The 21,594-nt window shown below is 51.6% G+C and carries 20 protein-coding genes; 10 read left to right on the top strand and 10 right to left on the bottom strand.

The features are described from left to right. Positions 1–5 precede the first annotated feature (5 nt). The gene (locus tag ACZ47M_RS04195; protein ID WP_315341014.1) at positions 6–260 is read right to left on the bottom strand and encodes a hypothetical protein; all 255 of its coding nucleotides are present in this window, start codon (positions 258–260) and stop codon (positions 6–8) included. Between the two features lie 52 nt (positions 261–312). Next, complete coding sequence (locus tag ACZ47M_RS04190) at positions 313–2,535, bottom strand: DHH family phosphoesterase (protein ID WP_315340391.1); 2,223 nt, start codon at positions 2,533–2,535, stop codon at positions 313–315. 98 nt (positions 2,536–2,633) lie between these two features. Here ACZ47M_RS04190 and ACZ47M_RS04185 point away from each other — a divergent pair, with 98 nt between their 5' ends. Together ACZ47M_RS04185 and ACZ47M_RS04180 are read left to right on the top strand one after the other, a co-directional pair. After that, positions 2,634–3,167, top strand: coding sequence for a DUF2391 family protein (locus tag ACZ47M_RS04185; RefSeq protein ID WP_315340389.1), 534 nt, complete (start codon positions 2,634–2,636; stop codon positions 3,165–3,167). Then, positions 3,168–4,220 carry a DUF3226 domain-containing protein gene (locus ACZ47M_RS04180; RefSeq protein WP_315340386.1) on the top strand — a complete coding sequence of 351 codons (1,053 nt, stop codon included), beginning with the start codon at positions 3,168–3,170 and terminating at the stop codon, positions 4,218–4,220. It abuts the gene before it with no gap. A gap of 54 nt (positions 4,221–4,274) precedes the next feature. On the opposite strand, the gene pfkC is transcribed toward ACZ47M_RS04180, so the two are convergent. Continuing rightward, the gene (gene pfkC, locus ACZ47M_RS04175) at positions 4,275–5,660 is read right to left on the bottom strand and encodes an ADP-specific phosphofructokinase (protein ID WP_315340384.1); all 1,386 of its coding nucleotides are present in this window, start codon (positions 5,658–5,660) and stop codon (positions 4,275–4,277) included. 142 nt (positions 5,661–5,802) lie between these two features. Between pfkC and ACZ47M_RS04170 the strand changes: the two genes are divergently transcribed. From ACZ47M_RS04170 to ACZ47M_RS04155, 4 genes are all read left to right on the top strand, one after another. After that, positions 5,803–8,358, top strand: coding sequence for a hypothetical protein (locus tag ACZ47M_RS04170; RefSeq protein ID WP_315340382.1), 2,556 nt, complete (start codon positions 5,803–5,805; stop codon positions 8,356–8,358). Between the two features lie 2 nt (positions 8,359–8,360). Beyond that, a complete protein-coding gene (locus ACZ47M_RS04165; protein ID WP_315340379.1) occupies positions 8,361–9,341 on the top strand; it encodes a hypothetical protein in 981 nt (326 codons plus the stop codon). A 68-nt stretch (positions 9,342–9,409) separates the two neighbouring features. Next, on the top strand, positions 9,410–10,342 hold the full coding sequence (locus ACZ47M_RS04160; protein ID WP_315340376.1) for a hypothetical protein: 933 nt from the start codon (positions 9,410–9,412) through the stop codon (positions 10,340–10,342). Between the two features lie 13 nt (positions 10,343–10,355). Then, on the top strand, positions 10,356–11,330 hold the full coding sequence (locus ACZ47M_RS04155) for a hypothetical protein (protein ID WP_315340373.1): 975 nt from the start codon (positions 10,356–10,358) through the stop codon (positions 11,328–11,330). A 411-nt stretch (positions 11,331–11,741) separates the two neighbouring features. Here the strand turns inward: ACZ47M_RS04155 and ACZ47M_RS04150 are convergent, their stop codons facing one another. After that, on the bottom strand, positions 11,742–12,455 hold the full coding sequence (locus ACZ47M_RS04150; RefSeq protein ID WP_315340370.1) for a maleate cis-trans isomerase family protein: 714 nt from the start codon (positions 12,453–12,455) through the stop codon (positions 11,742–11,744). Positions 12,456–12,548: 93 nt separating this feature from the next. Between ACZ47M_RS04150 and ACZ47M_RS04145 the strand changes: the two genes are divergently transcribed. From ACZ47M_RS04145 to ACZ47M_RS04135, 3 genes are read left to right on the top strand one after another with little or no spacing between them, the layout of a single operon-like run. Continuing rightward, a complete protein-coding gene (locus tag ACZ47M_RS04145; RefSeq protein WP_315340369.1) occupies positions 12,549–13,157 on the top strand; it encodes a nitroreductase family protein in 609 nt (202 codons plus the stop codon). A gap of 47 nt (positions 13,158–13,204) precedes the next feature. Then, positions 13,205–13,525 (top strand): hypothetical protein, encoded by a 321-nt coding sequence (locus tag ACZ47M_RS04140; RefSeq protein WP_315340366.1) that lies wholly within the window; start codon positions 13,205–13,207, stop codon positions 13,523–13,525. Between the two features lie 40 nt (positions 13,526–13,565). Then, a complete protein-coding gene (locus ACZ47M_RS04135; protein WP_315340363.1) occupies positions 13,566–15,296 on the top strand; it encodes a P-loop NTPase family protein in 1,731 nt (576 codons plus the stop codon). On the opposite strand, the gene ACZ47M_RS04130 is transcribed toward ACZ47M_RS04135, so the two are convergent. The 3 genes from ACZ47M_RS04130 to ACZ47M_RS04120 all read right to left on the bottom strand — a co-directional run bounded on the left by ACZ47M_RS04130 (position 15,297) and on the right by ACZ47M_RS04120 (position 18,713). Further along, positions 15,297–16,658, bottom strand: coding sequence for an MATE family efflux transporter (locus ACZ47M_RS04130; protein WP_315340360.1), 1,362 nt, complete (start codon positions 16,656–16,658; stop codon positions 15,297–15,299). 103 nt (positions 16,659–16,761) lie between these two features. Next, the gene (locus ACZ47M_RS04125) at positions 16,762–17,175 is read right to left on the bottom strand and encodes a translation initiation factor IF-5A (RefSeq protein ID WP_315340358.1); all 414 of its coding nucleotides are present in this window, start codon (positions 17,173–17,175) and stop codon (positions 16,762–16,764) included. A 65-nt stretch (positions 17,176–17,240) separates the two neighbouring features. Beyond that, on the bottom strand, positions 17,241–18,713 hold the full coding sequence (locus ACZ47M_RS04120) for a sodium-dependent transporter (RefSeq protein WP_315340357.1): 1,473 nt from the start codon (positions 18,711–18,713) through the stop codon (positions 17,241–17,243). A gap of 108 nt (positions 18,714–18,821) precedes the next feature. Here ACZ47M_RS04120 and ACZ47M_RS04115 point away from each other — a divergent pair, with 108 nt between their 5' ends. Then, positions 18,822–19,475: a metallophosphoesterase gene (locus ACZ47M_RS04115; RefSeq protein WP_315340356.1), complete on the top strand. Its 654-nt coding sequence runs from the start codon at positions 18,822–18,824 to the stop codon at positions 19,473–19,475. Between the two features lie 6 nt (positions 19,476–19,481). Here the strand turns inward: ACZ47M_RS04115 and fba are convergent, their stop codons facing one another. The 3 genes from fba to ACZ47M_RS04100 all read right to left on the bottom strand — a co-directional run bounded on the left by fba (position 19,482) and on the right by ACZ47M_RS04100 (position 21,562). Then, positions 19,482–20,327 carry a class I fructose-bisphosphate aldolase gene (fba, locus tag ACZ47M_RS04110; protein ID WP_315341013.1) on the bottom strand — a complete coding sequence of 282 codons (846 nt, stop codon included), beginning with the start codon at positions 20,325–20,327 and terminating at the stop codon, positions 19,482–19,484. Between the two features lie 234 nt (positions 20,328–20,561). Next, positions 20,562–21,062 (bottom strand): TIGR00288 family NYN domain-containing protein, encoded by a 501-nt coding sequence (locus tag ACZ47M_RS04105; protein ID WP_315340353.1) that lies wholly within the window; start codon positions 21,060–21,062, stop codon positions 20,562–20,564. Further along, the gene (locus ACZ47M_RS04100) at positions 21,059–21,562 is read right to left on the bottom strand and encodes a TIGR00288 family NYN domain-containing protein (protein WP_315340351.1); all 504 of its coding nucleotides are present in this window, start codon (positions 21,560–21,562) and stop codon (positions 21,059–21,061) included. Before ACZ47M_RS04100 ends, ACZ47M_RS04105 begins: the two co-directional genes overlap by 4 nt. Positions 21,563–21,594 lie beyond the last annotated feature (32 nt).

The following is a 21,594-nucleotide window of genomic DNA, read 5'->3' as shown; positions in this document are numbered from 1 at the left end:
AAGTTTCACGGCTCGGCCGCGAAATACACTCCACTCCTCTCAAAGGCCCCGAAGACCTTTCTGCCGTCTTTTGTTTTGAGCTCAACGAGGACTCTCTTAGGAGTCCCGTCCACCTCCACCTCAACTTTCATGGTGCTGAGAACCTGTATGAACGCATCCCCAAGCCTTTCAAAGTTAAAAATCAGCGCGTCACCCTCCCAGCGGTGACCGCGGTAGGAGACGCCGCCCATGCGGAAGGTAACCTCAAGAACGATTTTCATCAGCATTCCTCCGCCCTTCTTTGGAATTGGAAGGTTAAAAGGCTGGCGGGGGTCATTTCTTCTTCAGCACCACCACATGCTTCGCGAACTCCTCTAAAACCTCCTTCCTCATGCCCTCGAAGAACTTTATTGACCCTGCGTAGCTGTGGCCGCCGCCCTCTATTCCTGCACTCGGGAGTTTCTCCTGGAGCTTCGGGATTATTTCGTTGAGGTCAAAGCCGTAAGCGGCCATTCCGTCGCTGGCTCTAACAACTGCAAAGTCCGGGCCGTAGGCGAGGGTCAGTATCGGCGAGTCCTCGCCGTACTTCTCCTTGAAGTGGTCATGGATGAGCCCGCTCAGCTTGCCGGGGCTCGGGTAGGAGAACTTAGGCGCGAAGAGGTCAGCATCTATCGTGTTGAACCTTATGCCATTCGGCAGGACAACGCTCTTGACGTGGGGCAGGGAAGCCTGCAAAGCCTTCTCCTGCTTCTCCTTTACCTCTGGGTAAATTGCATTGATGAGCTCGCGGTACCTCTGGAGGTTTCCCGTAAGGAGGAGTAGCTCTTCGATCATTCCGTGGCCGTCCATGAACTTCCAGTAGAAGGCCTCGTGGTCTATAACTTCGGCGATCTTCTTCAGCTCTTCCTCGGTCAGGCCCTTGGCCTTTTTAGCTATCTCCAGGTACTGGTAGAACTCCGGGGCCTTACTCCTGTCGCCCGTTCCCGCTATGGCGGGGAGGTGCTTTATCTTGTCCTCAACCTCGGGGTTGATGAAGCGGGCCACTTCCGTTGCAAGCATTCCGGCGGTGAGTTCATAGTAGCCGCGCTTGACGTGGTGGGGATTGACGTGCACGTCAACGTACTCATCAACTTTGGCTTTATTCTCGCTCACCCACTCGCGCGGGTCGTGGTGGTCTATAACGACGATGGGAACACCGTAGGCCCTTATGCGCTTGTAAGCCGGGATGTCCTCGCTCGTTCCGCCGTTGTCGACTATCACCAGGAGCGGGAAGGGGTCCCCGAACTTCTCGTTGTCCTCAATCATGAAGATTATATCCTTAAGAACATCCTCGAGCTCGTAGAACGGCGCCCTGCTCGGCCTCCTCTTGAAGAGCTTCCACCTCGCGTCGGAATCAGGGGAAACCTGCTCGATGAGCGGCACTATCGCGTACTCCAGCGCCAGACCTGCGGTATAGCCATCGGTGTCGGCGTGGTGTCTGAGGAGTATTGGCCTTCCCTCAAGGATCGCCCTTCTGATCATAAACGCCGCCTTCATTATCCTGGGCTTGAGCTTCTCAAGGACCTCGCTCCTGACGAGGAAGCCAACGTCCTTTGGCTGGGCGCGCTCGTCGAGGGCCGTCTCAATGGCCTGCCTAACCCTGGCGGCGTCCGGGCCCCAGAGCTTCGCCATGTCGCTGACTTCTATCTGTATCTCACCCGAGTGGAAGGCTATCTTGCCTATTACCTCAACGACATCACCTACGTTTATGCTGGGGTAGGCTCTGACTCCAGGAGCTTCAAAGGCCGCTGCCCACGTTATGCCAGTTCCGTCCGTTAGGGTGAAGACTGTTGGACCGCCGGTGACCTGTATCTGAGTTACCCTTCCCTGTATTCTCACCGTTTTACCGGCCATGTCCTTGCTTAGCCCGGCTATGGGCGTTACGGGTATCTCCTTTCTGACGACAACTTCCTTATAGTTCTTAAGGGCAGACTCTATGAGGTCGACCTCCCTTTTGTCTGGCCTGACGTCGAGAACCTGGACGAGTATCTCTTCACCCGGTTTGTACTCCCTCCCACCAAGGAGGTCTTTACGCTTTATCAGGCCAACGACGTGCGGATTAAGTTCAACGAAGACTCCAAAGCGCTCAACCCTGTCGATAGTGCCTTTGTAAACGTTTCCAACCTCAACGTCTTCGTAATCACAGGTCTTGTCGAGGATGTAGACGACCTTGTAATTCCTGAGACAGTCGGGACAGACCCAGGTGGTTTCCATGCCCGGTTCCCAGGGCCCCTTGATTTTTCCGCAGATGTCGCAGGCAAGAACCCTGCCAGTTCCGCCGCAGGTCGGGCAGGTATCGTAAACTGGAACGGTTCCCTTTCCGTGGCACTCCGGGCATGGGATTTCATCAACTTCCTCATCAACGCCAAAGTAGTCCAGGTTGCGGTAACCTTTGAGCTTGTCTTCAAGTTTAAAATCGGCAGGAACGTAACCCCATCCTTTGCACACCGTGCATTCCTTCTCGCCAGTCTCTACCTTGCCCGTTCCGTGGCATTCGGGGCACTCCTTCACGGCCATCTCCATAACCCCCTTTCTCTCTCCGTCCCACCTAGTGAAGCAGACTTATAACTTTGCCGGCTAAAGTTTATAACCGGAATGCAGGAGATGAAAGGGCAATGGTGAGTGAATCCAATGCTGAGGGGATGATGAGCCCCGAACCTGAGCTCAAAAGCGTTGACCTAAAGGAGATAAACGAAAACCTTGATTCCATCAGGAGGCAGTTGGACGAGCTCCAGAAGGAGCAGGAGTTAGAAAAGACCCCGGACAAACTGGGATGGGATGACATAGCCCAGGAGCTCGTTGGGGCGATAACCTTTGCCCTCCCCTTTATCTTCACCTCCGAGCTCTGGGACGTGGCAAAGGACATCTCGATCGAACGCTCCTTCGCGATATTCCTTCTAACGCTGGGTGTTGCATACATCTTCATAGCCAAATCCAGAATCGGCAACCTCAAGCACGAAGACCTTTTCCACGTTCCCAAGAGGCTCATAACGGTCTCTTTGATATCCTACACAATATCCGCCGGGCTGATCTACCTCTACGGGATAAACGACGTTGCCAACTTCAGCACACTCCAATACATAAACGCCACGGTCATAGTCAGTACATTTGCCGTGATGGGGGCCATAGCCGTTGATATGGTGACGTGAATGAGGGTTGTAACCGGGAAGGACTATGAAAAGTTCGTGGAGGAAGGCGCTATTCCCTTTCCGGAGTGCGGGAAAAACCGGGAAGAGCTCGTTGAATTCGTGAAAAATCTGAGGGGAGACGAAACGATCGTTACCTCCAGCCTGGAACTCCTTGAGCTGATCGCTTCCGCCTTCAAAAACGGGGAGGAAAACGTTCTCGTTTACTCGGAGAGTGGGAAGCAACTAACGCTCAAAGAGGTATACGAGCTCAGAAAATACCTCGATTTCGATGTTAGAGGCGGTTTCCCAAAGGAAAGGGCCAGAACCACGGTGCTTTTCGTGGAAGGGAAAACGGACTCCAAGTTCTTTAAAGGGGTCTTCAAAAAGCTCTTCGAGTTCAGGGAAAGCAGAAGCCCTCCGGGAAACCTCAGGTTCATCGAGAAGGTTTTTGAGAGGGACAACTTCGACCTGCTGAAGCGCGAGGATGGAGTGCACCTGGCGATAATCCCGAGCGAGGGCAATTCGGGCGTTATAAGGAACTTAGGGAACTTTCTACGCGCCATGGACGTGTTCGGCTTCAATGTCGACAGAATAGGCGTTGCCGTTGACATCGACGAAGACGAGAAAAACGCCATCGCTTCAATAGAGGGCACACTTTCCGGGTTTGGCTACGAAAAATCCGATTACGTCTACCTTGTGGGCGAAACTGAAGTCGTTCCGCTCTTCATAGGCCTTCCCTTCCGGGACGAGCTCATCGACTGGAAAAAGCCCACCGTCGAGGAGCTAATGCTCCATCTCTTAGCTAAAGAGGGTCTGCTTGAAAGGGTCCGGCCGGGGTTAAGGGCTCTAAACGAGAACCTCGGGAGGAAGCTGAAACCAAAGGACGTTATGTATCTCGCCCTTTCGGCCTACGGCCACTGGGGCAACCTTGAGGGGTTCTACGAGCTCTTCGTCATGCGCTCCCGGTTCAAAAACCTGAAAGCCATACTAAGGGAAGCCGGCCTCATGGCTGGTCTTGAGAGACTGGCGTTTTGGGAGGGAAAAGGGGGAACTTTCAGGGCCGGGCAGGTCTGATGTTTACGCCGCCCTTTCCCGTTGCTCACGTCTCACCTGAAAGGAAGAAAAAGGTCAGAGTTCCCCTTTCTCCTTCAGCATCGCCAGATAGCTCGTGAAGGCGCCCGTTGATATGGTATCTCCGAGGCCAACCGTTGATACAGGGTTCTGGACGAGTCTTGTCGGAATTATGACCAGCTTGTATTCCTTAGTCCTCAGCTTCCTCTTTGCCTCCTCAAAGCGGAGCTTGACGTATTCTCCCCTCTCGTTGTAGGGAACCCGCAGGCCTATTTCGATCTGATCTGGTGCGGTTATGTCCCCCAGGGAAGCCCTCGACGCTGCAAGCGTTGTTGCGAGCTCGAGGCTCCGCCTGAGCTCTTCTTCACTCAGGGGATTATCGGCGTGGGTGATGTACATGATGTAATATATCGTGTGTATCTGGAGGACATCGAGGTTCATCTCGTCCAGGAGTATCTTCCCCCCCAAGACGGTGTCCTCTATACGGTTGTAGGTGAATATTCTCTCAGCCAGCTCGTCATAGCCCAGGGCGCTCAGCACATAGGCTATCTCTGCTTCGTCCATTCCAACGCTGTCCGCGAGGGGGAAGAGGTTGTAGATGACCTTCTTTCTAAGTTCCCTGCTCTGTATTGAAGCGAACTCCAGGTGAACCTTGAGGTCTTTCTCGCGCTTGAGCAGCATTATATCTTCCTTGGCCTTCCTGAGGTAATAGTTGGCGTCCTTCCCATCGGAGTAGCGGAGGTTTATCCCCTGGTAGCCGGATAGAATCGCCCCATCGACTCTCTCACCGATTTCCGGGAGGAATGACCTGAGCCCGGGCTCGGTGTAGATCCTTATGCTCTCAAACCTCGCTGAAACGATGAATCTGCCCGAGAAGGGGACGACTATTCTCTCGTCCCCAAGCTTAAAGGCCGTCCCGGCGCGGAATTCAAAGATGCGGTTCACCTTAACGGGATCACCCTCGCGGTAGGCCTCCCAGGGGTGCTTTAGAACAAGCCTCCCCCCTTCGACAACCGGATAGAAAAGGTTGGGCTTTCTTACGAACATCTCGGCCTGTCTCTTTGCCAGGTGTGGCGTGTATACGATGACCTCCCTGAAATCGAGGTTGCTCAGGAGGTTGGCTATTATCCCAGCCTGCCCGCCCATCCTCTCCACGTCGTACCTGAAGTGGGAGTCGAACCAGGTGTGGAGTTCTTCGTTAACGAGGGGAACCGCCATCGGCTTTCCCGTCTTAAGGGCGTGAACAAGTCTCGCAACAAAGTCAAGGGGCTCGCTTATCTCCCTGGGATAGTCTTCCATCCTCTTCCTCACGGCATCGGCGCCGAACTCGTCTATAAGCCTCTGCACGGTCTCACCGTTCAGGTAAACTATGGCATCAACGTTGGTGTTGTAGGCAGTGTATATTGAAAGTCCCCTCGCCTTCTCCAGGAGCTCCCTGACCATATGTATCACCTTTGGTGACTAACAATTGTGGAACTGCCCAGGATTTTAAAAGGGTTTCGGGGTGCCTGGAGCATATCACCGGCAGTGGTACGAAAACTTTATATAGTATGGACATTTATTCACTAACTGCAGATGGCGGCTCATGAAAATGAATAAAAAGGCCACATACATCGCGGCAGTTCTCCTCATACTCGCTGAGATGGGGGGAACTATAGCGCTTTCGAACGAGGTAATGAAACCAGACATCGACGTTAGGACAAAGATAGTACTCTTAGGGGTAAGCGTCGGAAAGACAACCTGTGGCGGTGAAGTAACCGTCAACGTAACCCTTAGCAACGCCGGAACGATCATTGCCATTGGCGACCTTATCATATACGTCGACAGAAACCAGGCATACCAGACGGCAGTTGAGGTGGATCCCCTAAGAACTATAACGGAGAGCTATTCAGTACCCGTTACTGAGGGGACTCACACCTTCAAGGTCGTGGTTTCCTCACTCGGGGGAGGCGACTCGATGAGCGTGACCAGAGATGTTCTAATGGACTCGGACTGTGACTATCTCAGTGACGGGGAGGAATATGAGTACGGGACGGATCCATTCAACAGGGATACCGATGGGGACGGAGTGATCGATTCCAAAGACACAAACCCGGTAGGAAATTACGCGATAACACTCTATATCCTCAGGGCGAGGGCGCTTGACGACGTTGACAGCTCACTTATAGGCCACAACCCCGCCGATATGAGCCTTGATGTGACCGTTGTCCTGACGGACAACCAGGACGACCTTGATAAGAAAATCCTGGCAACTCAAGACCCACTTATGAACCTCGAAGACTACGCCATAGCCAAGGCAACCTTCGACGTCCCGGACTACAAGACTGTTATCCCTATAACCTTTCACCTCTACGACAGGGACGAGGGAACAGAAAGAACCGAGATAGACGTTTCGCCCGGCCCAGAAAACATCGCCACCATATACTACAACGCCAAAACAGGAACCTGGACCGGTGACGATTATCCGGGCGATGAAAGCAATTACTTCGGCTACGGCCACTTAAGCGGCTGCGGCGACGGATCGTGCGGCATTACTCCCAGCAGCCCAGACAAAGACGTGACGGTCTACTCCAAGTACGAGAGCATACTTGAGAAAAAAGGAATAAATGGCGAGATTTTGAAAGTGTACTCTTCCACCAACATCAGCGAGGTAAAAGTAAAATCCGGGGAAGAAACCATAACAATCAGGGAACCACAGAGCGTTCACTTAGTCGAAGTTCTCTTAAACAACGGGAGCACCGTGAACATCACCCTGGTAAACACCTACAAGGCGAAGGTCCTCAAGACGAAACCAATAAAACTCCCAGCAGAGCCGGAAGTTCCGCCCACCCGGGAAAAAATGGCCACCGTGGAAGTTGAAGCCGCCTCAATAGAGGAACCGCTGAAGGGTGAAATTAAAATAAATCAACAGGGAGGCGATGTTATTAATTCTCGCTCCTCCGAGATCGTCACTTACTCATCGCAGGATGAGCATGACGGGGAAATATGGTTCGTCATAGTTCCCAGCGACCCGGATGGCATACCCTTCTGGCGCGAGGTGGAGCTGAACAAAGAGCTTGAGAAGCAGGGCTCACCCTACAGGTTCGACCCAAGCGACGGCTACGGGATACGTAACGGGTCTATACCAGGCTGGAGAACCTGGAATGAGAAAGACAAACTGAACGACTACGACGGTGACGGCGTTCCAAACGCTGTTGAACAGCTCATCGGGAAGGATCCTGCGAAGAAGGACATTCTGGGCATTGAACTGAACGTTTCCGTCGAGTGGCAGATGAGCGACGGGGACAGGAAAAACTTAGCTTACAGCATCAGGAAGGCGAGCGACTTCGTTTACGATTACACGGACGGCTACGCGATGATAACCAGGGTCACAATCTGGGATGGAAAAAGGAACTGGGAGAAAGCGGACATACAAATACACAATGGAAGTTGCATAGTTGGAGTATGGAACAAAGATATATGTCCCTACACTTACCCGATAGGTGGTTACTGGACAGGAGGACATATAATCATGCCCAGATCATTTAAGTCACCTCTGAAGAATGCGGACAAACTTTTGAATGACCCTCTCGTGCAGGCATGTATTCAGTCTAACCTCAGGTACCTTAACTTGGCGGGAGCTGTGGCATGTATTGATCTTGCATTGGACAATGTCAAGATAGGTTCGGCAGATTACGGACGCGCCATAGCCCATGAACTTGGCCACTATGTTTTCTGGCTTGGGGATGAGTACATGGACTGGCATGAGAGGATTTACTATCTGCCTGACTGGTTGGGAGGGTTGTGGACTGCAATGTTCGGTGGTTTGGGATACTCACAAACCACCGCCGGATGGTTCTACAACAATAGAGTCCCGCCGCACTCCATCATGGACATGACTTACGAGTACAGTGAATTGAGCTGGCCAGCAGACTACGAAAGATTCAAAGCCAATCTAACAAAAAAATTCGGAGAAAATAACTGGGAAGAACACATGACATACCAATGGAACAAGTGGCAGATGTGCGGTAGAGACACCCTAAGGAAACTATTGAATGGACAAATTGTAAGCTCTCGCCATTTTCTGATTAAAAACTATATCCCTCCCAAGCCATATACCGGCCCGTACACTGGAGTTGGTTGCTTCATGGAGGTGGTTTGAGAATGAAAAGGGTTATCTTCGCTCTTTTTGCCCTTTTTCTGATTACCTGGGGAGTTAAAGCGTATCAGGTTCATGTGGGTCTTACAAACCCCAGTAAAGTACTCCAACTCACTGGCTACAACGAGAGCGAAACACTCATAGGGACCTACGTCCAAAAAGGAACACTCGGCCCAAAGTGGCAACTGGTATTCTATAATCAGAAAACGCAAAAAGTTCGAATGATTTCTATACACGAAGATTTTGGATTAACCCCTAGACTGACCAAGAAAACATATCTGAACCCCACTCCCTATAACTATTCCCCGCTCTCCATTAATTTGGAACACTTGAAGGAGTGGAACGGCAAAGCACCAGCGCTTTTATTCCATGGAAAATGGTATTATAAGCCTACTTTTCAGGGAATCAGAGATTTTCGTTCCATTCAAGATGGGAATTTTACATTGATTGGCATTTTTTACTCCAAAGACAGCTTCTGGATGGGAGTCCAAGGAATCAGAGTTTGCAACGCAGACTTTGGTTATCCTCCAGTAGGTCCGGGCGGACTCATAGTACCCCCCACCCTCGGAGATGATGGCACTCCCACAGTTCTTGTAGCTATTCATGACAAAGGAAACTCGTCAGAAACATCGATAGTATTTTTCGACGGATCCACTATCAACATGGCTGGAGCAGTTCATCCAGAGTGTTCCATGGTCATCTTTGGGAGCAGACTTGGAATGATGTTCTGTAACCATCCAAGAGAGGGAGTTTTAAAAGAGATCCAGCACAGTTGCTCCTTTAAATTGAAGAACGCTAGTAAATTAACCCAAATTTGGCATCAAAACATGAAACAAGAGAGTCCAAGTATGATGGCAATGTTTGTGGCCAGGCCCATAGATGCTACTTCGAAGAACTGCGACGAGGAGGTGACATGGGTAATCGTGACGTTACGGAAGGGTGGATATTGTGGCGACGAATACTCTGGAAAGCTTGAGAACACGTAATATCAAAGATACAAACCCAAAACAGGCCCCTACACTGGTGTTGGTTACTTCATGGGGGTGATCTGGGGATGAGGAAGGCCCTCGCTATTGGAGTCTTGCTTCTCCTCATTTCCTTCTTCGCTTACAGCACATACACTTACCACGAGCTTTCATCAGCAGTGGGAGCTTACAAGTTAGCCGGAATTCCAAAAAGCGAAAAACTCATTGCAGCTTACCACGACAGTAACCTCTGGCAGTTCGCGACTTACGATGAGAAAACCAACACGCTCAAGCTTTACACGGTCAAACAATCTTCACCCTTCTGGCCGAAAGAGAGGAGAGTAGAGAGTGCAAAGGCCTTAGTCAACTACTCTCCTCTCAGCTTTGACTTAAAACTCCTCAAACAGTACGAACCGCATGAAAAAGCCCTTCTTTTCAAAACCTTGGGCTGGAAGTATGATTCACAAATCAACGGTTCTTACTGGTGGAACCTCAGTGAGATCATTAAGCCAAACGAAACGTTCTACCAGATTTACGCGCTCGGGAGCAGCTCTGGACTGTGGATCAAGTCAAAAACCGTGTGCGAAAAACGGAGCCTCTTTGCTAATGATTATCTTTGCTACGGACGTATTGGAGTGAGTGGTGTGCTTGTCTTCCCCTATTACGAGGGCACAAAGCTCCTGTGGATCAAAATAGTACCAGAGGAGCAGGGCGGGGAAGTGAGAGCATATTATCCCGGTGTTATCTTAACTGGACAGAGCGGAGCTGGCAAGACTTTCACTTTTGGATCACATGATAGGAGGATCATAGAAAGGATGCTTGAGAAACTGGAGAACGACAGTGCCAAGATTATAGACTTAACCCTTTACGTGAAGCCAAAACGTCTCCTGGATTACTATGCCGAAGGGCATTCTCTAAACAAAGACTACTGCTGGATATGGGCAGTATACAAGGAATCCCAGGAAATGAACATCACAGGCTCCCTGTGTTTCTCCAACTGGGAACTCGTAAGCAAAGAATAAAGGTGATGTGCGGATGAGGAGGGTTTTAATAGTCCTCGGCCTCCTTTTGGTTTCCCTTCTGCTTTTCAGCTACTTTTACCTTCCGAGTGAGAGCATGGACGAGCTTTACCAGAAGATTCCAGAACAAGTCAGGGAGAATTCAAAGCTTGTTGCGGCTTATTACTACTCTAAAACTGGCTTTGACGGGTTCAGAGAGTACCAGTTCGCGCTTTACAATCCAGAGAATAAGACGATTAGTGTTTACACTTTCAAGATCACCAAACTCCTGAAAGTCTGGCCGAGAATGAAGGAAGACAGGGTAACATGCAAAACACCATTCAATTACTCAGTCCTCGCAACAAGCCCGGAAAAACTCAACGACTTCAAAAACTGCGACAACTGCAGAGAACTACTTTATAAGGATCGGGTGTACATGAATGAGGAGATTGAGAGCATTTATCCATCGATTGAGGAAATAATTGGAGACAAAAAGAACGGCACCTACGTCCAAATCGCCATTCTCAAGGATTCAGAGATTACCACGGGAACAATCGTTGAGGTTCATGGTGACGTCATGTTTTCCACAGATGATGCTTATTATGGTGGGTTGCTTTACTTGCCGAGTCCCATGCTTAACTTCACAAGGGGTGTTGTTGTAGAATTCTTGCCTGTAGACAACAAGACCATCAAGCGGGTTGTCCACTATCCTGGCAACGTTACCCTCTCAAACACTATGTCCTGGAGGTACTCACAGAACACCACCTGGACTCTAAGTGAAGTTCCGATCGGGCAAATCCTTCAAGAGCTCAACTCAAAACAGCTCCAAAAAGCCATAGGGGAGAACGTGAGAGTGAGATTTCGCATTATAACAGACGATGCTGGAAAAGTATACGCCTGGATGAGATGGATAGACAAAAACAAGAATATCCATGCAGAACTGGGAATTTACCCATCAGGAAAAATGGACAGAAGGAAATTTGACTACATATATGAATACTACTGCAATTAAAGAAAGGAGGGCGACACAATGCTAAAGACGCTCCCCGCCATCAGAGTGCTTCCATGAAGAAAAATGTCCGGATGAACGGTACAAGTATTCAGAGAAAACAGTTGATCATAAGCTCGAAACATTAATGGGAGAATGGTTAATGAGCTCTAAGTATGTATTAACCTCAAAACCGGCCCGTACACTGGCGTTGGCTACTTCATGGGGGTGATCTGGGGATGAGGCGAAGTTGCTTGCCTTCTCAACAGAAACTGTGTATTACCCCGGCCTCAAAATAACAGGGGATATTGAATGGGCAAATTATAAGCTCCTGCCAGTTTCCGATTAAAAATTATATTCCCCCTACGCTGTATACAGGCTCCTATACCGAAATTGGCTACTTTATGGAGGTGGATCTGACTAAAACCAAAAATTCTAATACTCCGTAAAGAGCCTCCCGAGCTCTGGAATCTTCTCTATAACGTCCATTTCCCTCAAAGCCAGCCAGAGCGAAGCCTGATTGCTCGTGACCACGGGAACGCTGAGGTCCTCCTCCAGGGCCTCGATTATCTCAAAGGTTCTCCAGTTGGTACTGCTTATAAGGATAGCATCGGCCTCATCGATGAAGCTGGCCTTGGCAAGGCGGTAGGCCTCATAGGGCTCAAGCTTTCCAATCTGGGCATTGTCCTCTATGCCAAGGCCCCTTATGTCGAGGACCTCGAACTCGTTCGCCTCGAGGAACTCTTTCTCCCTCTGGTTTATCTCGTCGGTGTAAGGGGTCACCACAAGCAAGGAATGAGCGTCCAGAATTTTTAGGGCCTCTACCACGGCCGTGCTCGTGCTTATAACCGGCACCTTGACTTCATCCTCTATCTTTGCCTCGAGCTCCTTCTCGTAGTCCTTGCCACCTATGAATGAGCAACTGGTACAGCCATAGAGGATGAGCTCAACGTTTGCGTCCCTGAGGAGTTTAGCACTTTCAACGGCAAGTGTGTTCATCTTTATCAGCTCATCCTCGGTGATGTTCCTGAGCGGAACCCTGGAAGTGTAGAGCGAAAGACCCTCGGGAAGGTAATTGTGAAGCTCCATCTCCATGGTTGTGTTCGACGAGGGCACTATAAGGCCCAGCCTTCCTCTCCATCCGTACATGTTTTCACCGGATGTGCTTCTCCACCCCTCTATTAAACCTTTGGTTCTGGAAAGGTTGATTAAGCCCCGCGATAATACCTGCCCGGTGAGAGCATGGAGCTGGACGTGGCGATATTACGGAGAACTTCGGTCAGGTACTTCTCTGATGAAGCAGTAAGCGATGACACCATAAGAGAGCTAATAAAGGCCGCCACAAGGGCGCCGACGGCAAGCGGCCTTGAAAACTGGCTCTTTGTAGCGTTCCGGAGCGAAGAGGCAAGGAAGAGGGCCTTTGACCTGATAGCGGAAGGCATGGTGGAGTACTACAGGGCGGTGAACCTGCCAGAGGAGAAGATAGAGAAGCTCAAAAACCGCATATACGAGGAAGGCATGTACAGGGCGCCCGTTTATATCGCGGTCTTCATTGACAGGCGCGTCCGCTTCCTCAAAGGCAGGGAGTTCGACGAGATCGAGTTCATATGGAGCGTTGAGAGCGCGGCGATGGCGATTCAAAACCTCATGCTGAAAGCGGTGGAGCTGGGCCTTGGCACGGTGTACATCGGCGTGACGAACTTTCAAGCAATAGAAGAGAAAGTCAGGGAGCTTGCTGGCCTCGACGATAACTACTACCTTGTCGGCCTCATCCCGGTGGGCTATCCGAGGGAGGAAGTAAAACCGCGGGGGAGGAGAAAAGGAATTGATGAAGTCCTGAAGTTCATCTGAGCCAAAGGTTTTTATCCCTTCCCCTTCAATTTCCCGCCGGTGGTAGGGTGATAGAGTTCGTCATGCTGCTCGGCGTCCTCGGCGGCTGGTTCATCTCGATCATCACTCTTGTCATCATGCTGGTATTTGGGAAAATGGCGGGGCTACTGGGGATTTTCCTTCTGGTTCTGGGCATCGAGCTCAACAAATTCCTGAAGAAAAATTACATGGACGCCGTCGTCTCAAACTCTCCCCGGGCGAAGGAAATTGCCAGGCACATCTTCGAGATGAACGAGCTGATGCTCCTGTCGTCTTACGCGGCTTCTCTGTTCCTGTACGAGGTTATTCAGAAATACGTGGAGATAGTGATAAACGTGCCGGCAGGTTAGGCCAGTAAGCTTTTTAGGCACTTTCTCTCCCAGTTCTTTGATGAGCCTGAAGCTTAACCCCGAAGCCAGAGAAATCTACAGATCAATAAGGGATGAAATAGCCAGAAAGTTGCTACTCCGGGGAAGCGAGGCATTCCTCGACGAGTTTTCGCCTACCACTAACTCCGAAGAGATAGCCAGAAGGCAGGCTTACCTGCGGGAGAACCTGCAGAGGGTAAAACCTGAAATCGGGGAGTTCATAGAAAAAGTCCGGCCCATCCACTTCCGGAGGGAATATCTCCACGACAGAATACTCATAGTGAACGAGAGTGAGGTCAAGAAGGCGGAAGCCCTGGGTTTGTGCGCCGTCTCCACGGATCCAGCCGATGCCGAAGAGTATCCCCTTGTTCTGAGCACAGTGGGGTACGGAATAGACGTTGAACTAACCCCCACCCAGATAACTCCAGAGCTATACATCCAGCCACTGTGGGAAAACAGGGACACCCTGGAAGCCTTGGCTAAGATCGCGGAACTTACCGGTGAAAAAAGCATTGCACCGGAGCTGTTGAAGCAGATCAGCGGGATCAAGACTACCATGGACAGACTCTCAACGATAGAACAGCTCGAAGAAATACTGCATGAGAAAGAGCGGGAACTCAACGAAAAGGTATCGGAGAGACTCGAGCAGTTTTCCCTGACGCTTAAAGGGAAGGAGCTCCTGGAATTTCTTTCCGAGCTCAGGAGCGGTGATTACGGGGCAATATTCAGGCACTTCTCCTCAGTTGAAAACGAGATCCTCGAGATGATACGGGAAGTCGAGGAAGAGCTGGGGAAAATTCTGGGAACACCCGTGGAGATTTTCTCAAGGGAGGAACTGTACCCAGTCTCCGTGCCCCCTGAGAAGGTTGAGCTCATCAGGGAGGAACTGACCAGAGATTTCAAAGTTGAAATGTATCTCAAAAGCAGGGAACTGGCTGAGAAAGTACGGCCGCTGATACCGATGTTGAAGCAGGAAATCAGGGACGTTTACCGCCTTGACTTCCTGAGGGCGGTTAAGCTGTTTGCCGAGGGATTCTCCTTCCCCGAGCTGGGTGCTAATGGAATAGCTTTTCTCAGGGGAAGACACATCTTCATCGAGAATCCCCAGCCTGTGAGCTACGTAATCGGGGAAAAACCCCAGTGGTTCGACATCGAGGGATCGGAAAAAGTTCTTGATGAGAAAGTCGTCATCCTGACCGGGGCCAATAGCGGAGGAAAAACCAGCCTTCTCGAGCTCTTAACTCAGATAGCTATTCTCACCCACATGGGCCTTCCCGTGCCGGCGGAGAGAGTAGGGGTAAGCGTTCTCGATGAAGTCTTCTTCTTCAGGAGAAAAAGGAGCACCTATGGAGCGGGGGCATTTGAAACAGCTCTAAACGGCTTTGTCAAAGCCCTAAGGAGCGAAGGACGGAAGCTAATCCTCATAGACGAATTCGAGGCTATAACCGAGCCCGGTGCCGCAGTCAAAATAATTGGCGAACTGCTGAAGGTCGCCCATGAAAGGGGCTTTTACGTTGTCATCGTTTCTCACCTCGGCGAAGACCTGAAGAAGGAGCTCCCCTTCGCCAGGGTTGACGGCATAGAGGCCAGGGGTCTCGACGAGGGGCTTAACCTGATCGTTGACAGACAGCCGGCCTTCGGCAAACTCGGGAAGAGCACCCCTGAGCTGATAGTGGAAAGACTCGCAAGGAAGAAACGCGGAAAAGAGAAGGAGATCTTCGAGAGGATTCTAAAAGCATTCAAAAATGGCTGATCACACTTTTACGGTCTTCCACTTCCCTTTTCTGAAGATCCACCAGTACATGGCCCCGCTCATGAACGTCTCCAGGGTCATCGCAAGCCATGCTGCTATAATGCCGAGCCCTTTGAAACTAAAGCCGAGAAAACTGAAGCCAAAGCCCAGGAGATACGAGGGGAGAATCCTGAAGAGGAGCTTGCTCACGGCTGTAACGTACATCGGGCTCTTGGTGTCGCCGGCCCCTCTGAGGGAACCGCTCAGCACGAAGACCCACCCGAGGGGGATCTCGCTTATCCCAACGATTATGAGGTACAAGCTCGCCAGGTGGAGAACCTCGTGGTAGTGGGGGTCGTTCGGCGTCAGGAAAGGCATGACGAGGTAACGCGGGAAGGCAACGAGGACGAAGGCCATGACCTCCATGAAGGCCGTGACCATCTTCATGGCCTCATTGACGGTCTTCTCTGCCAGATCGGGCCTGTTTGCGCCGAGGTTTTGACCAACCAGAGTAGAAGAGGCAACGTTGAAGCCAAACGCGGGCATGTAGGCTATGCTCTCTATCCTCAGGCCGATCTGGTGGGCGCTGAGGGCCACATCCCCGAAGCGGGTGACTATGCTCATGTAGAGGAAGTTGTAGAAGCTGAAGAGGGCACGCTCCACGAAGGCGGGAACGCCTATCCTGAGTATCCTCCTGACCATTTCCGCTTCAAATCTCCAGCTTGGCTTAAGGCGGAGAACGAGCCTTCCGCTGAGGAGGAGGTACGCTCCGGCCAGGAAGGAAAAGGTTATTCCTATGCCAGAGGCCCAGGCCGCGCCGACGGGGCCCATTCGGGGGAAGCCGAGCTTCCCGTAGATGAGCAGATAATCAAAGGCTGCGTTGATGACGTTCATCGCTACGTCAAGCTTCATCGGTGTTCTGGTGTCCCCTGCCCCCCTCAGAGCCGAAAACATTGCAAAACCCACAAATTGGACCGGGTAGAACAGGAAGATAACCCTGAGGTATGAATATGCCAGGTTCAGCAACTCGCCTTCGGCGCCCATTATCCTGAGCATGTCATCGCCGAAGAACCAGCCGAAGAGGAAAACCGGGATGCCAAGGAGGAAGGAAAGGTAGATGCTCTGCTCCAGGACGAGCTCCGCTCCCTTGACATCCTTCGCCCCGATGAGCCTGGCAACGAGGGCAAGGGTTCCAATCGACACCACCATCATTATTGGAAACATGAACCAGCTGACCTGGCCGCCGAGGCCAACGGCGGCAACGGCCAGGGAGCTGACGTGGCCGACCATGAGAGTGTCCACTAGGTTGAGAAGCGTTTGAGAGATGTTCCCTATTATAGCTGGCCATGCGAGCGACCAGAGCTTCTTTCTTAGCTCGTCCATGGCAACCACTCAACCTGTCAGACCACAATCTAAACGGTAAGAAAGCGGTCTAATATTTAAGGGTTTCCTTGAAAACAGGGGAAGAGAAAGAAACAAAAGGGGCTCACTCGCCGCCCCTGAGCTTCATGATCTTTATCCTGCCGAGGGTTTCCCAGTACTCAACGGTCATGCCCTCTGCGAGCTGGCCCTTGATCTCGTCCTCGACACCGGTTTCAATCGGGACGTCGAAGGTCTGGTATGTCTCCATGTCCATGAGCTGAACGGTGTCTGGAGTTATGGCGATTATCTGGCCAACCCTCTTGTCAATGATCGGGACCTCAACCTCGGCGCTGGTCGGCTTGATTATGCTCCTGACCTTCTTGTCAAAGACCCCAACGGCCTCGATCCTCGCCTTGGCGGAGCCGTGCTTTCCAGGCGAGGAAACTGAGATGTCCACTATCCTGCAGGGTTCCCCGTCGATAAGGATGTACCTTCCGGGCTTGAGCTTGCTGACCTGAACCTTTGTCTTGTCTCCCATCTCTCATACCTCCTAAAGCGTTCTACACGAAATCAAGAGGGGCGTTTAAAAAATTTTTGAAAATACTACCTGCCCCTGGCCGAGGTCAAGAGGTAACCGTTAAACAGGAGGGGAGCCAGGAGCAGGAGGCCTACGAGAAGACCCAGCCTCAGATAAGTTCCTTCCAGTTTGAGCAGATATGCCACCCCTAAAACGCCCAGGAGCAGGAAAACTGCAATTTCAGGTATTACTGTCCCCCTGTTTACGGGAGTGATGCTCCTAAGTAGTGGGAAGGCTTCGAGCACAGCCATAAACGCCACGAAACCAATTAAAGACGCCGTCAGCATTATCCTGACACCCTCGAGTACCATGATGCCACCCAGAACTGCCATCGTCAAACCCGCAAACAGTATTCCCTGAGTCCTCCTTGTCTGGAAGACCTCTCCAGATATCTGGCCCCCGATTTCAACAAGAACTACCAAACTTGTAAAGCCCGCCAGGAAGAGAGAGCCCATGAGGAGAGCTATGACCAGTCCCCCACCGGGGACTTCACTGTCCCTGATCACCGTGGGAATCAGGTAAAAAGTCTCCACTGCCGTTATCGGGTTCTGAAGACTGTCCTTTGAGTACACCTCTATCCTGTTGAAGTTGTTAAGGGTCTTATTAACTTCCCTGATCGCCGTCTGAACTTCTGCGGCCTTCCTCATAGCTTCCTCGGAGGTATAATTGGGGTTTGAGAATATCTCACCCAGCTCATTGTGAAGCTCATCGTACCGGGCCTGGGCGTTTTCGTGACCCTGGTATGCGACCCCAATGGAGTAAACAGTGGTCATGGCAGCAGAAAAGCTCAGAAAGACCTGAAGGAGAACAACAAAAGTGAGGATTCTCTTAATGTTTATCCCCTCCGGGAGGAAGCTTCCCAGGACGTAGTAAACCCCGGCACCGAGGCCAAGGGCAAGAATAACCGTTAAGCCCATGAGAACGAGACCGTTTAAGTCCAGACCGGACGAAAGCGAAAACACAGACTGCCTGTAGAAATTCAGGTAGTCAGCGGCCCTTGGGCTTGTGACAAAGCTGTAAACCTTACTCCTGAGGAGTAACGTGGCTAAGGGGGTGAAAACTACAAGGAGAACCGCCATAGCCCCCAGGAACTCGACACTTCTTCCCTTTAGGATCGCGAGCAGGATAATTATCAAAACGATAACCCCAGCCATGATTGGAAGTAAAAGGCTATCCGGGAGATTGAATATCGGCAGGATAGCCCTGGCAGAGTAGTAAAGAACCACGCCCCCCGAAAGCATCAGGAACATCAGGAGTACGAGCGTTAGAGCAGGCAATTTTGAGACCTTGAACATGAACTCGTGGGCGAGATAGCGTGTAGTCCTAGTTGTGTCGATCTCCCCGTGGATAAGCAGCAACCCAAGACCGAGCACGATCAGAGAAACCAAAAACCCCTTAAGACCAAAGATTATATAGTACTTCGGCATCAGCAGGAAGTTCCATATTCCGAGGATGTATCCCGTTATCAGCAGCGCCATCAGGGTTGACATCTTCCGCATTCTAATCACCTCACTCGATTTGCATCGCGGTAGACAGGTTTGATTTAAAAATATAAAAACGTTATGGGCTTTTTGTGTTTGGGGACACAAACTCCCGGGGTGGGCCGGATGGAGATCATTGGGGTAAGTGATATCCACGGAAAAATCGAGAAGGTGAGGGCACTGGCTGATGCAATAACGGAGAGGGAAAACACCCCCGACCTCATTATGGTCGCCGGAGACATAACGAACTTTGGAACAGGGGAAGAGGCCAGAAAAATTCTGGAACCGCTCCTGGATCTTGGTATAACAGTTCTGGCTGTTTTTGGCAACTGTGATGGGCGGGATGTTCCGGAACTGCTGGATGAGCTCGGAATAGGGGCACACAACAGAAGGGTAGAGGCCAGGGGACTGGGCATCGTTGGAGTGGGCGGTTCCAACATAACCCCCTTCAACACGGTGTGGGAGCTCAGCGAGGGGGAGATAGAGAAAATCCTCATGCAGAACTATAGGAGCGGAGACCTGATACTCAGCCACGTTCCGCCGTACAATACTAAAGTGGACAGGACTCATTCTAACCTACACGTCGGTAGCAAAGCCCTCCGGAGGTTTATAGAGGACAGAAAGCCGCCCCTCGTGCTGACGGGACACATTCACGAGGCAAGGGCGATAGATCAGATCGGAGAGACCCTGATAGTCAACCCGGGGCCCCTCTTCAAGGGCTACTACGCTGAAATAAGGATAGAAAATGGAAAAGCCTCAGCCGAGCTTAAGAGGCTCTGAAAAGAGTCAAAGGAGCCCCTCCGCCTTCGCCGCCTCCTCCGGATCTTCGTTCCTGTGGACGACCCTGAGAAGGGCCCTTATCATGGGCTCGGGGTTCTCGCGCTGGAAGATGTTCCTTCCGACTACCGCCCCAGCTCCGCCTGCCTCTATGACCTCCCAGACGAGCTTGAGGAAGTCCACCGGGCTGTCGGTCTTCGCTCCACCGCTGAGGAGGACGGGAACGCCAGCGGCGGCATCAACGACCTTCGCGAAGGTCTCCTTAGAGCCAGTCCAGTAGGTCTTTATCATGTCCGCACCGATTTCAACAGCTGCCCTCGCCCCGTACATCACAACGCGGTAGTCCTCTTTGCTGCCGTACTTCTCGTTTATGTAGGGCCCCCTCGGGTAGGCGAACTGGACAATGGGGAAACCTAAATCATGGGCGTAGCTCGCTATCTCGGCGAACTGGCGCATCATAACATCTTCCTGAGGTGAGCCCCAGTAAACGGTAGCCGCTATCGCATCCGCGCCGAGCTTTATAGCGTCTTCAACGAAGCCCAGCTGGCTCTGGAGGAGTTGCTCATCCTTCGGCCTGAGCTCGGTCTTGCTCGTGAGCTTTATCATGAGCCCAGTATCTGGCTTGAGCTCGTCGACGGCAAGCCTCGTAACTCCTGGAAGCATCATAACGCCGTCTATGCCTGCCCTTACGACCTTCCTCATGATTATCCTCGGGTCAACGTGCTCCCAGACGGGTTCGAAATCAGCCGGGCCGTGCTCAAAACCGTGGTCCATCGCGAATATCAGCGCCCTTCCATCCCTGCGGAAGAACCTCTTCAGTCTCCTCCTGATGCCAACGCTCTGGTACGCGTCCATACTAGTCACCGTGGGTGGTATATTTAAGAAAATTTAAAGTTTTTCCTCACCGCGGAACTGTTCTCACCGGGACTCTTAATCCTCACTCCCAGCTATCGGTGAACCCCCATGAGGCTATCCTCAGCGTCTTCGAAAGGCCCATCTCGGGCGGAGAGATGAGGATTGTGGGCCCGTAAACCTTCCCGCCCTTGGCGAGGAGTTAAGCCGAACCATCACCGCTTACGGCGGGAGGGATCAGTCTTCTTTCCCTTCCTCTCCCGGCTTTTGTTGGGGCTCCATCTTAATGACGTAATCAGCAGCATTTTGAAGTGCCACAGAAAAGCCGGGCTCGACCCCTATGACAACGGTCTCTTTGCCCCTTCTTTTTGCCTCGATGATTATCGGAAGGAAGTCGGCGTCACGGGAGGCCAGGGCAATAACGTCGACATCGGAGTTGTATACCATCTCCATTGCCTCTATGGCCACTCTCACGTCGGTGTCACCCGCCACTATGACCGGCTCAAGCCCCTGGTTTACCACTGCCTCTATGAGCCCCTGGGGGGCGTACTGGTTGAGGATAACCTTGGCTACTCTAACGTTTCCTATCCTCCTAAGGGCGCTGAGGATGTCCTCGAGCTTTATGTTGAACTCCTTTCTGAGTATGTTGGGGCCATCAATGATGAGGCCTATCAGCTTCGACGGGCTCTCTTCCCTCTCCTCCTTTTTGCGAAGCATTGAAAAGAACTTCTCCTTCATTCCTCCCCACCGCCGAGGATTATCACGTAGTCCGCGGCGTGCTTCAAAGCCGCTGAAAACCCGGGTTCAACGCCTATGACGACTGTTTCCTTGCCCTTCTCTTTGGCCTTGAGGATAACGGGAAGAAACTCGGCGTTCCTTGTTGCCAGCGCTATAACGTCTATGTGCGGATTGTATATTTCCTTCATCGCCTCTACCGCCAGCTTCACTCCGGTCTCTCCCGGGACTACCACGGGTTCAAACCCCTGGTTTGAGACCGCCTCTATGAGCCCCTGGGGGGCGTACTGGTTGAGGATAACCTTGGCAACCCTAATATCGCCTATCTCGTTGAGCGCCTCGACGATGTCTTCGAGCTTAACTCCCAGCTCTTTCCTCAGTATGTTGGGGCCGTCTATCAGGAGGGCGATTTTCTTTCCCCTTGAGACCTTTCGCTTCATCTGTCCAATTATCTCCATCCCGCTCTTTGTCACTGAAACTATCTTTTCCCAACCGCTGGGCATCGCCGACACCGCCGTAATGTTCAAACCATCGG

The sequence above is a fragment of the Thermococcus waiotapuensis genome (assembly GCF_055384795.1).
Note: the sequence above shows the minus strand (reverse complement) of the source record. Positions and strands in the feature narration are given on the sequence as shown.